Genomic DNA, 12,168 nt, shown 5'->3' on the forward strand with positions numbered 1-12,168 from the left:
ACTCCCCCTTGTTTGGTTTTATGCATCCAGTGTAGTCGTTCCGGACTCCTCGCCACGCGAGGACCACGCGGCATCGGCTGCGGCCACCTGACGGTCGAGGTCGCGTATCACCTTGCCGAGCTTGCGATCGGAGATGTCGCGCAGCTCAAGCTCCGCCAGATCGCGCGCCTCGGCGCTCTCCGAATCCACATCCGTGTAGGTGTCCTTGGTGGCGCGGTCGCGTTTGCGCAACGGCTCCACGCCATCGGCCATCGCGCGCGAGACCAGCAGGAAGCCCGTATGCCCCACCATCGTGTGGTCGGGTCGGACCGCAAGCCCCTGCACCTTCCACGTGCGCTCCAGCGTCTCGGTGACCTGCGGCTCGGTCCATTGGGCGCTGTCGCGCAGGGCCTCGGCCAGACGGCTCAGCTGGGTGGTCGTGGTCACGTACGCCACCAGCACGCCGCCGGGGGCGATCACGCGGTGCGCCTGCTCGAGCCGGTTCCACGGGTCCAGCATGTCGAGCATGATGCGGTCGAACCAGTGCTCCGGCAGCGTGGCCGCCACTGAGTCAAAATCTCCCACCCTGAGATCCCACCAGGACGGCTTATGGCCGTAGTACACGGTGGCGTTGGCCTCGGCCACATGCGCGAACTGGGGGCGCAGCTCGATCGTGGTGAGGTTGCCGTCCTCCCCCACCGCGTCCAGCAGGTGCAGGCTCATGGCGCCCGACCCGGCGCCCGACTCGAGCACGCGCATGCCGCGGCGGATGTCGCCAAGCGAGAGCACCTGCGCGATGTCCTTGGGGTACATGATCTGCGCACCGCGAGGCATGGAGAGCACGTAATCGGCCAGACGCGGGCGCATCACCGCATACTCCCATCCGCCGATCGCGCGCGCCGACTTCCAAGGCTTGTTCACATCGCGCTCAGGATGGACCTGATTGACCTGCGCGTCCCGCTTGGCATGCACCGTGGTCACCACGGTACCCTCGCTCGAGCCGATCACCTCGTCATGCAGGATCAGCCCATGCTCGGTCTGCGTGGAGCCGCCCGGAACCAGCTGGTCGGTGATCATCTTGCCCCTGCGGTCGGTGAACTGCACCTTCTCGCCCGCCGTGAGTGGTCCGCGTCGCATGTCCGTTCCGTTTTCCTTCCCGTTCCGGTCCGTTTCGATTCGGCTAGGAAGTCTAGCATCGGGGCGGTATCCCCTGGGCACTGCGTCATCCTGAGCACTGAGTCGTGAAGCGGACAGCCCTCTTCGTCATCCTGAGCGGAGCGCGAAGCGCGGAGTCGAAGGATCCTTGATCTGCGCATAAGGTTAAGGATCCTTCGACTCCGCTGCGCTCCGCTCAGGATGACAGCAAACGGCCTCTTCGACACCAATGGCCTACCCACCAGCCATTTTGAACTTGGCCACCGTATACGGCGAAGTCGAAGGATCCTTGAGCCCGGTGGAATGGCTGTCTGCAGCATGTTTTCGAGGTGTTTTCGATGCGCGCGACGGTTGTTCCGCGGCTATTTCGGGGCTATGTTGCACACTGGGGGCGGATTTCGGCCTTTGCGGGATGCTATACATCAAAGTGGGGGCGCGAAAACCCGGGCATCCGCCATATTTGTCGCGTTGGCTTGGCTGTTTTCCGCGGTTTTGCAATGGCCGTCTTTCCCGCGCGCCTGCCATGGCGTGGCCGGGACGCCCCCACTTTGACGTATATCGCTCGGAAAAGGCCCAAATCCGCCCCCACTGTGCAAAATATCGAGTTGAAACCGTGACCCTAAGCGCTAATCCGTGAAGCGGACAGCCCTCTTCGTCATCCTGAACCGCGCAGACGCCCTCCCGTCATCCTGAGCGGAGTCGAAGGATCCTTAACATTGCGCACAAATCAAGGATCCTTCAACTCCGCTCTACGCCGCTCTACGGGCTCCACTCAGGATGACAGCAAACGGCCTCTTCGCCACCAACGGCCTACCCCACCAGCCATTTGAACTTGGCCACCGAATACAGCGGCACGAACGGGATGAGGATCGGCGTGCGAGCCGCATAATCGCGGTATTCCGAATCATCACCGTAGTTGCGGGTCTGGCGGATCTCCAGCCGGCGGGCACCGCCGAACATGATCCACGTGATGCACGTCCAGCCCGCGACCATCGCCGCCCACTGCCAGAAGCCCTGCGCCGCGGTCCATCCGGATATGAATACGCCGGTCCACGTGAGCACCTCGCCCAGATAATTCGGGCATCGCACCAGCCGGAACACGCCCACATCGCAGAACCGCTTCGGATGGGTTTTCTTGAAAGCGCTCTTGGTATGGTCGGCCACCGATTCAAGCACGATGCCCATTGCCATGACAATCGCCCCAATCACGCCCGCCGCATCCGTCGCCGCCTGATTTCCCAATCGGAACAGCACCGGTGATGCCTCACACGCATACAGCAGCGCGCACGCCGCCCACGTGGCGATCTTCGCCACCATTGGCACGCCCGACCCATCCTTGATCTCCCGCTTCATCGCATCGCGGTACGCCCCGCTGCGCCGCTCGCGCGCCAGCAGGAACCCGCCCAGCCGGCATCCGTACACCACGAGCATCACGCACAGCGCAGCCGTCAACGGCGACAGCCCTTTCGCGAACATGATCGCGAGCGCCACGCCTATGCCGGCGATCGAAAACCCGTACCCGAGCGAAATGAACCAGACGAACCTGCGGAACCCGATGGCGCTGACCACGAGCGCCACGGCGAAGAGGATGAAGAATGAAACTGCCATGCGGTCAATCGTACGGGGAACCGCGCTGGAACGCGCACGGGTTATTGCAGGAGTTCGCTGGACAGTACCGATTGGTCGTCGCGCAGCAGGCAGGACAGCAGTACCACGAACCAATAGCGAACTTATCGCGCACTCGAGGGGAAGTACCCGGCACTTCGTTGGACGTATTTTCCACCTTGGTTCCGCAATCGTCCCATCACCCGCAGCATTCCTTCAGCTTCCTCTGCAGTTCGGGATCGACCGCGAACAGATACAGGCCATGCACGCCACGCTTGAGCAGCACGTTAAGCTGGTTGCGCAGATTGGACTCCGAGAAGTCGCCCAGATCGCGCCGCTTGTTCGTCGCCTGACGACTGTGGCTCGCCGACTTGTCGAATACGATGCGCCCATCACGATACTTCACGGATGGGCCTATGATGACACCGGCGAAGTTCAGATCGAATCCCTGAATCGTGAACGTGGAGCCGACCTCGTTGATGGTGTACGGCTTCTCCGCCCACGCCAGATCCTTTATCGACTTGCTTCCCCCGCCAAAAGCGGCTTTGGGAAGCTGATAGTTCCATGGCATGCAGAACCGGTCTTCCCGTCCTTCCGCACCCGACTCGGATTCGGGAACATATCCGCGGTGATCGCCATCCGCCAACCCCATGACCCAAGTACCGTCGGCATCACGATGTAGCGACACCGTCCAGCACCCGTTCGGATCGGCGGCATTCTTTGTCTTCTCAACGTATCGCCAATCATATGTGGCCAATATCCTGGAGAGCCCGACGCCATTCCATCCGTCCGCCCTTTCCTCGGTCTTCTTCCGGATTGCACGGTACAGGTCCACCGGGGAATCGAACACCTTGATCTGGTAAGGGGCGCGAATGAGGTTGCCATCGCGATCCCGGTCCCCATCATCCTTGGGAAGTTTCGAAAGACCACGGCCCGCCGCGAAGTCATCCACCCATTTCACCACGGCTTCGCTGGCGGCGATGCGGAACTGCCGCTCCAAATGAATATGCGCGACATCGACGGCGAGCGGGCGGAGTCCTTGGGCGGCACCGATTTCCACCGTCGAAAATCCGTCGATCATGCCGGCGGTCTTCCTGTCATGTCTGGTCAGCTGATCATTCGGAAACAATTTCGCCAAGGTTTCTGGATGCCACTGCTGAGCAGCCTGCAGAATCTGGTTGGGATCGAACACGGCGACCACCACACGCGCACGGCGAAGGATGTCGTACAGATGGTTCTTGCCTGAATACCCCTGATTGCCCTGTGTCATCAGCAGATGGGCCTCGTCGATGAGCACGACGTCGGCCGTGCCGATGACATTCTCCAAATCGGCTTTGTTGGTTTCGCCCTGTTTCCCGCTGAATCGATTGATGAATTGGGTGGGCAGCATCACGATCTCGTCGTCGTTCTTCTGCAACCCAAGCTTTATGGCGATCTGGTTGTACACATGCACCTGTTCTTTGTGGTTCACCAGCAGATAGGACTTCAAAACCGCCTTGCTGTCCCGATCCACCAATTCGGTGGCGATCCGGTAGAACAGGTGGCTGAGCAGCACGGTCTTGCCGGTGCCGGCGACGCCTTGAACAAAGATGAGTTTGGGAACATCCGTCTCATTCCCGCTGGTGTCCGCAACCAGCGGTTCAAGCTGCTTGAGTATCGCATCCTCGGCGGCTACCTGGCCGGGGCTGAGCCTATGGAACGGCGATGCCTTGAACAGCGCGGAATCCCTGATGATCTCCTCGGCGGGGAACAGCTTCGGATCCTGCTTGTGCAAGCCCAGCCAGATCTCGGAGAACACGCGGTCGAGCTTGTCGGATGTGTAATAGTCGCCCTGCGCGTTCGTGCGTCGATTGCCCAGTTTCGCGACCGCCTCCACGCTGGACATGTAGTGCATCAGCCGATTCTCCACATCCAGCGTCAGCGACTTGTTGAACAGCGGATGGCCGATCACGTACTGGCTAAATGATGAGGCATCCTTCGCAATTGCATCCGCAATGGCTTTCCAATCCTCACGGCTGCTCGGATCGGTTTCAAGATGCTCTCCGGTCCGGCGCATGATGTCATTGGTCTCGCCCACGTACGCCGTGTATTCGATCTCCCCGGTACGTCGACGGCTTCCGTCGGAATACACCACGTACACCGTTGGATAGTCGATCACGTACTTCAAATCGGACTTCTGGCTGAAAGACAGCAACTCCCATTCCAAGTACGTCATGCCATGGCCAGCATCGGATTCCGAATCCGCTTCGCCATGGTTCAAGATCATATAGGCCGTCGCGAAATCCCTGAATTCGTGCTTGCCGTACGGCAGGTTGAGGATAACCGGATCGTCGTCTGCTGTGCTCATGGAGGCCACGTTACGGCTCCGATCGGACCGTCTCCGACTTGGCGATGGCGACGGATCCGCCGTGCCCATCCGGCATGCGCCGCGGCCGCCATGTGACGGAGCTAACAGGCATTTCCTCCCCGGGACACGGCCCCGCATGGGAGAATCGGTATCAGCGGCGGTTCGATTCCGGGCCGGCGCCACACATTCACTGATGAAGGGATCGGCACCAATAATGATCATTCTCACCAACCTCTCCCCAGCCAGGGCCATGGCGATGATCGCCACGGGCCTGCTCATGATCGCGCTGACGGCATGCGCCATGCAACCGCCGCGACCGGCCGTCACTTCTCCCGCACAGAACGGGACCGCCAACGCCCCCGTCGCCACTTCGCCCACCCAGTCGGGCGACGACGATGATCGCAATGACGACCGGGACGACAACAAGGACGACAACACCAACAACGGCAACCAGCCGAACGGCGGCAACGATGGCAATGACGACGCCGACGGCAATGACGACGCCGACGATCGCAATGAGGCCGACAACCGAGACGACCAGGACGATGACGATCAGAACGACAAGGACGACCAGGACGACAACTGATTCATAGCCAATTCCTCCCGTCGTACTGAACGTTCGCGGTCATCCTGAGCGTCTCTCTCAGTCATCCTGAGCGCAGCGAAGGATCCTTAATTCGTGCGCGGATTAAGGATCCTTCGACTCCGGGCTTCGCCCTTCGCTCAGGATGACGAGAGACGAACGCTCACTCAGGATGACCAGAGAGGCAAACGCTCGCTCAGGATCACGGTTTCAACTCGATATCTCGCACAGTGGGGGCGGATTTGGGCCTTTTCCGAGCGATATACGTCAAAGTGGGGGCGTCCCGGCCATGCCATGGCAGGCGCGCGGGAAAGGCGGCCATTGCAAAACCGCGGAAAACAGCCAAGCCAACGCGACAAATATGGCGGATGCCCGGGGTTTCACGCCCCCACTTTGATGTATAGCATCCCGCAAAGGCCGAAATCCGCCCCCACTATGCAAAATAGCCCCGAAACAGCCGCGGAACAGCCGTCGCGCGCATCGAAAACACCTCGAAAACATGCTGCAGACCGCCATTCCACCGGGCCCAAGGATCCTTCGACTCCGCCCAGGATGACGCGAGCTTATCCACAGCACCGCCCCGCGACGCGACTTGTCCACTTATCCACCGCCGCAGGCCCCGCGCTTTCGAATCCAGCCTTGATCTGCCTACGGTGGGGACACGGGAGACCGATGGGCGGTCACCGTCAACGAGAAGGGACACGACGATGGCACAGGTCAATCTGGAATGCCGCGACAGGGACAACACAAATCCCACGATCCTGTATCCGGGGGATGTGGCGAACGTCATGCGCGAGATGCAGCCGGAGGCATATCGCGAGGCACGGCGCACGTTCGTCAAGGAGGTCGGCATTGATCCCCGCAACGTGCGGGACGCGAACTTCCGCGGGTTCACCAATTATCTGTTCAGCGAGTGGCTGACCTACGACGTCCGGCTTGTCGCGGTGGAGGACGATGACGCAGACGACGCGATGGACGATGAGGTCCCAACGTACAAAGGGCCGACATACGAGGAGATAGTCGCGAGGGAAGGCCCGAGCGGCTGCACGCTGGAAGACAAGGTCGCCATCACGCCATTCGATTGGGTCGCCTCGCGCGCGCACGACAACGGCCTGGTCGACGACGACCAGTTCAGGGACATGTGCGAGGTGTCGGACACGAACTTCGCCTCGTGGTTCTGGATCCGGAAGGCCAGCGCCGGCAGCCAGCTGCTGGTGCTGGAGGACATGGAGGAGGGTACCGAATACCAAGTGACGGACAGTGCGACGTCGGCGCGCTACGACGGCACTGCCGGAGGCAGTCTGGTGGGCCGTCTGGCCAAGGTGCGCGACCAGTGGCGTCTGATCGCCCCGCCGCCGATGGTGATCCGGGAACCCAACGACCAGCAGGAGTACAACCGCGTGAATATGCTCGCCCAACTGATGCTGCCGGATTACCTGCAAATGGTCGCCATGCTGCTGCCGATGAGCCCGGTCTATCAGGATGAGATCGCGGCCAGGCATGCATCGGGCCGCCGCAATGCGAACGGCGGCGGACGCGGAAGCAACCACGGTGGCGGATCCAGCAGCAATCGACGCCAGCAGCGCAGGAACCTCAATAACCGGGGCAATCGCAGAAACCGCGGAAAATAGCAGGTTCCGCTATCAGGCGCTATCAGGCGCTCAGCCACACCTCCTGATTCCGGCTGCCGCCATCACACCGCGTACGCGGACCAGCGGCCGTGCGAGTGCTCCACCTCGATGGGCATGCCGAACAGGTCGGACAGCCGCTCGTCGGTGAGGCCCTCCTCGAGCGGGCCCTGATAGACGATCGTGCCGGCAGAGGGGTTGCCGGCCGCGTCGATGCCGTCGCGGAACGAACCCGCCGCCCCGGCCGCATCCTCGGCGGGCACGGGCTTGCGGCCCATGATGGCGATGTGGTCGAATCCGGCGGGGATCTCCTCGAGCCGGTGCGTGACGAGCACCACGGCGCGGCGGGAATCCTCGGAGCCGATGCGGCTCAGCGTGCGCATCACCTGCTCGCGGCCGCCCAGATCGAGACCGGTGGTCGGCTCGTCCATGATGAGCAGCTCGGGGTCGCCCATGAGCGCGCGGGCGATCAGCACGCGGGTGCGCTCGCCTTCGGACAGGCGCCACATATGCTTGCCTTCGAGGTAGCCGACCGAAAAGTCGCGCAGCAGCTGGCGGGCGCGGGCGTACTGCTCGTCCGTGTATTCGTCGCGCCACTTGCCGGTCACGGCCGTGAGCCCTGTGACCACGGCATTGAGCGGGTCCTCGAACTCGGGGAACTGCCGACCCAGATCGGCCGAGGCGAGGCCAATGCGCGAGCGCAGCTTGAACACGTCATACTTGCCCAGCTGGTGACCGAGGATGAACACGCGGCCCTCGGAGGGGAAGGTGCGCGTGGCGAGCATGCCCACGGCCGTGGACTTGCCGATGCCGTTGGGACCGAACAGCACCCAGCGCTCCCCCGCGCGGACCGTGAGATTCACGTCGGTGATGATCACGCGGCGGTTGCGGCGGAATTCGACGTTTTCAAGCTGGAGGACGACGTCGTTGCCGCTGGTGTTCTCATTCACTGTGTACATTCCTTTCGAGTCGCATTGCCAAGACGAAAAAGGGCTTCCCCCAATTGTAGGGGGAAGCCCGTCGCGGCCACCGGCCAGTGCCGGTAACCGGAACGCTACTTGCGCTACCTGCGTGCTACTTGCGCTCGTCGAGCACGGACTGGTAGACCTTCACGGTCTGGTCGGCGATCGACTCCCAGCTGAAGTGGTCGCGGGCGCGCTCGTAGCCGGCCTGGCCCATCTTCTTCGCGAGTTCGGGATCGGCCATGACCTTGTCGATCGCGGCGGCCATGTCGTGCACGAATTTGTCCGGGTTGGTCGGGGTGCCGGTGCCGTCGTGCAGCTGGTCGATCGGCACGAGGTAGCCGGTCTCGCCGTCCACGACGACCTCGGGGATGCCGCCGGTGGCGGAGGCGACGACGGGCAGGCCGCACGCCATGGCCTCAAGGTTCACGATGCCCAGCGGCTCATAGATGGACGGGCAGATGAAGGCGTCGCAGCCGTGCTCCAGGGCGTTGAGCTCCGGGCGGGGCAGCATCTCCTCGATCCACACGATGTTGCCGCGCTCCTCATCCAGCTTGGCGAACGCGGTCTTGACCTCCTCGGCGATCTCCGGGGTGTCCGGGGCGCCGGCGCACAGGACCACCTGAATGTCCTTGGAGATCAGGTGCAGCGCCTTGAGCAGATAGGGCAGGCCCTTCTGGCGGGTGATGCGGCCCACGAACAGCAGGGTGGGCTTGGAGCGGTCGATGTTGTAGCGGTCGAAGACGCCCCAGGCCGGATCGTCCTCGGCGGGGGTCTCGAAGTCGGACATGGTGATGCCGTTGTGCACCACGACGACCTTCGCCGGGTCGACGTTCGGGTAGGCCGCGAGGATGTCCTCGCGCATGCCGCCGGAGACGGCGATCACGCGGTCGGCGTGCTCGTAGGCGTCCTTCTCGGCCCAGGAGCTCAGGTTGTAGCCGCCGCCGAGCTGCTCGCGCTTCCACGGGCGGAAGGGCTCGAGGCTGTGCGCGGTGATGACCAGCGGGATCTCGTGCAGCTGCTGGGCGAGACGGCCCGCCAGGCAGGCGTACCAGGTGTGCGCGTGGATCAGATCGGCGTCCACATCGTTGGCGATCTGCAGGTCCACGCCGAAGGTCTTCAGCGCCGGGTTGGCGTCGGCCAGCTCGGACGGGGTGTCATAGCCCACCACCTTCAGACTGCCCTTGGCGGCCTCGGCATTGGGGATGGCCGGGACGTCCGCCGCGGTGCGCGGGCCGTCGAACGCGCGCACGGTCACGTCGATGCGCTCGGCGAGCACCTTGGACAGCTCCTCGGCATGCACGCCGGCGCCACCATACACATGCGGCGGGTATTCGCGGGTGAGAATGTCGACCTTCATCTGATTTGCTCCTTCATTGGGAATCATCGGACCGGAACGATTCCATGATACCCCGCAGGTGTGGAGATGGGCGGCACCCGAACTACAAGTTCTGCCAGCAAGTCCTCCCGCTTTCGGGTTTGCTGGCAGATCTTGCAACTCGGTTCGATGCCGAGGCATCCTGAACGAAGCCAGTCGTAACGTCATCCTGAGCGGAACGAAGGATCCTTGATTTTGTGCGCAGTCTTCAAGGATCCTTCGACTCCGCTCAGGATGACGTTGGGGGCTCTCGCTACGCCCCGGAGACCCTGGAGGACACGAGAGTGATCGCAACAGCGCCGAAAGCCCCACATCGGTCCGCCCGCAAACTGCCCACCTCACAAACTGGGCAAATGCGGACGTTGGATTCGCGAACTGGGCAGATCCGATCTTCTGCAACCGGTTTTCAGCCTCCAGATGGCAGGATCCGCCCAGTTTGCGCGGCGGAAGTCCCAATCTGCCCAGTTTGCGGCGCGAATTAAACGAATTAGGCACGAACTGGGCAGATCGGGCCGATCCCGGGGTTCGCCGTGACCTGGCGTGTGACCGGGTGCGTGACACGGCGTGCGGTGTGACCGGGCGTGTGACAAGGGATGGGCACGCCCGGTCACGAGGTGCCGGAATCGTTGAAATAGCGCCTTTTTGAAATCCCTGTGACCGGGAATGGGCACACCATGTCACACTCCCGGTCACACCACACACCCGGTCACGTGTTCGATATGCGGGGCTTTCGTCATCCCGAACACCCCGCCATATCAGTGAGGAGCACTGATATGGCGTTTGGCGCGTGTGTCCTCTAGGCGCCCCCCGAGGGAAGGCGTGCGAAGGCACGTCAACCGAGGAGCAACGACGAGGACACTCCGCCAGCTCAGTGCTGGCCGTAGACGTTCTGGTAGCGGTCGTTCAGCTTATCGATATCCGCCTGCGGGATCTCGATGATGTCGCCAAGCTGACGGGCCGCCCACATCGTGTGCGCGACCTCCTCGGTCATGGCGGCGGCCTTGACCGCGGCCTCCGCGTCCTTGCCGATCGTGAACGGGCCATGGTTCTGCATCAGCACCGCCGGGGACTTCGGGTACTTCTTCAGCGTCTCCACCACGCCCTCGCCGATCGCCTCGGAGCCAATCAGACGGAACGGGCCAACCGGCACCGGGCCGCCGAACTCGTCGCCCATCATCGTCAGGCCGCACGGGATGTTCTGGCCCGTGACCGCCCACGCGGTCGCGTACGTGGAGTGCGTGTGGACCACGCCGTACACGTCCGGCATGTTGCGGTAGATGTACGCGTGCGACGCGGTGTCCGAGCTGGGGGCCTCGGTGCCGTCGACCACGTTGCCATCCAGATCGCACACGACCATGGAACCCGGGGTCAGGTACTCGTAACGCACGCCGGAGGGCTTGATCACGAACAGGTCAGCCGTGCGCAGGCGCTGCGACACGTTGCCGGCCGTCCACACGACCAGATTCCACTTGATCAGCTGCTCGTGCAGGGTCGCGACGACCTCGCGCACCTGCTTGACCTCGGCCCGCACTTCGGGACCGTAATCAGCCAACGTTGCCATATTCCATTCTCCTTTCGGATTATTCCAATCAGAATTCCGCCGTCACTATGCGGCGCGGCCCAGAACGGGCTCCTGCGTAATGCCCACACGGTCGAACAGGCCGTCGAAGTAGGCCTTCGCCGCCCTGACCTCGGCGATGGGATCGGCGGACTTGCTCGTCCACATCTCCACCGTGTAGCTCCCGTTGTAATCCAGACGCCTGAACAAGCGCAGAACCGCCTCGAAATCGACGGTCCCGTCTCCGAACGGCACCTCCTTGAACTGTCCCGGGAAGTCGGCTGTGACCGGTTTGGTGTCCTTGAGGTGCACGGCGACGATGTTGTCGATGTTCGACTCGATCTCGTGCGCCACATCGTTTTCCGGCCAGGCGGTGAGATTGCCGACATCCGGATAGGCCTGCAGGAACGGGCTGTGGATCTGGGTCTTGAGATAGTCGACCTTGCTCAGGGAGTTGAGGAACGGATCGTCCATGGTCTCGATGGAGAGCATCACCATCTTCTTGGCGGCCATCTCCACGCAGGTGCGCAGATTCTCGATGAACCATTCGCGGCTCGACTCGGTTTTGGGCTCGTAGTAGACGTCGTATCCCGCCATCTGGATGTTGCGGATGCCCAAGTCGACGGCCAGATCGACGGCCTTGGCCATCATGTCGAGGGCCTTGGCGCGCACCGCTGGATCGGCCGACCCAAGCGGGAAGCGACGGTGGCCGGAGAGCATCAGGGTGTTGATGCGGCTGCCGGTTCGCCACATGGCGTCGCGGAAGCTCGCGCGGTCCGATTCCGTCCAATCAAGGCGAGCGAGCCGCTCGTCGCTTTCGTCGACGGAGAATTCAAGGAAGTTGAAACCCAGATCGTGGACCAGATCGAAGGTCTCCTCCCATGTCAGGCCCGCTGGCAGGGCCTTTTCGTAGATGCCTACGGCATTGACGGTCATATTATTGTCCTTTGCTGGTTGGAGGTGCTGGTTGGAG

General features: G+C 62.5%; 9 protein-coding genes. 2 read left to right on the plus strand and 7 right to left on the minus strand.

Annotated elements, in window-relative coordinates; all coding sequences use genetic code 11:
• Window positions 1–18: 18 nt before the first annotated feature.
• The 3 genes from EMO90_RS10205 to EMO90_RS10215 form a co-directional block, all read right to left on the minus strand.
• Window positions 19–1,116 carry a tRNA (adenine-N1)-methyltransferase gene (locus EMO90_RS10205; protein WP_150354542.1) on the minus strand — a complete coding sequence of 366 codons (1,098 nt, stop codon included), beginning with the start codon at window positions 1,114–1,116 and terminating at the stop codon, window positions 19–21.
• A gap of 828 nt (window positions 1,117–1,944) precedes the next feature.
• Window positions 1,945–2,742: a DUF1295 domain-containing protein gene (locus EMO90_RS10210; RefSeq protein WP_150354541.1), complete on the minus strand. Its 798-nt coding sequence runs from the start codon at window positions 2,740–2,742 to the stop codon at window positions 1,945–1,947.
• A 196-nt stretch (window positions 2,743–2,938) separates the two neighbouring features.
• On the minus strand, window positions 2,939–5,086 hold the full coding sequence (locus tag EMO90_RS10215; protein ID WP_223849798.1) for a DUF2075 domain-containing protein: 2,148 nt from the start codon (window positions 5,084–5,086) through the stop codon (window positions 2,939–2,941).
• A gap of 214 nt (window positions 5,087–5,300) precedes the next feature.
• Between EMO90_RS10215 and EMO90_RS10220 the strand changes: the two genes are divergently transcribed.
• Window positions 5,301–5,672: a hypothetical protein gene (locus tag EMO90_RS10220; protein WP_150354540.1), complete on the plus strand. Its 372-nt coding sequence runs from the start codon at window positions 5,301–5,303 to the stop codon at window positions 5,670–5,672.
• A gap of 704 nt (window positions 5,673–6,376) precedes the next feature.
• The gene (locus EMO90_RS10225; protein WP_150354539.1) at window positions 6,377–7,300 is read left to right on the plus strand and encodes a hypothetical protein; all 924 of its coding nucleotides are present in this window, start codon (window positions 6,377–6,379) and stop codon (window positions 7,298–7,300) included.
• Window positions 7,301–7,362: 62 nt separating this feature from the next.
• Here EMO90_RS10225 and EMO90_RS10230 read toward each other — a convergent pair whose 3' ends face one another.
• The 4 genes from EMO90_RS10230 to EMO90_RS10245 all read right to left on the minus strand — a co-directional run bounded on the left by EMO90_RS10230 (window position 7,363) and on the right by EMO90_RS10245 (window position 12,131).
• Window positions 7,363–8,256: an ABC transporter ATP-binding protein gene (locus tag EMO90_RS10230; RefSeq protein WP_150354538.1), complete on the minus strand. Its 894-nt coding sequence runs from the start codon at window positions 8,254–8,256 to the stop codon at window positions 7,363–7,365.
• Window positions 8,257–8,371: 115 nt separating this feature from the next.
• Window positions 8,372–9,619: a glycogen synthase gene (gene glgA / locus EMO90_RS10235; RefSeq protein ID WP_150354537.1), complete on the minus strand. Its 1,248-nt coding sequence runs from the start codon at window positions 9,617–9,619 to the stop codon at window positions 8,372–8,374.
• A gap of 886 nt (window positions 9,620–10,505) precedes the next feature.
• On the minus strand, window positions 10,506–11,198 hold the full coding sequence (locus EMO90_RS10240; RefSeq protein WP_150354536.1) for an L-ribulose-5-phosphate 4-epimerase: 693 nt from the start codon (window positions 11,196–11,198) through the stop codon (window positions 10,506–10,508).
• 45 nt (window positions 11,199–11,243) lie between these two features.
• Complete coding sequence (locus EMO90_RS10245; RefSeq protein ID WP_150354535.1) at window positions 11,244–12,131, minus strand: L-ribulose-5-phosphate 3-epimerase; 888 nt, start codon at window positions 12,129–12,131, stop codon at window positions 11,244–11,246.
• Between the last annotated feature and the right edge of the window lie 37 nt (window positions 12,132–12,168).

The organism is Bifidobacterium vespertilionis, assembly GCF_008698145.1.
Taxonomy (GTDB): domain Bacteria; phylum Actinomycetota; class Actinomycetes; order Actinomycetales; family Bifidobacteriaceae; genus Bifidobacterium; species Bifidobacterium vespertilionis.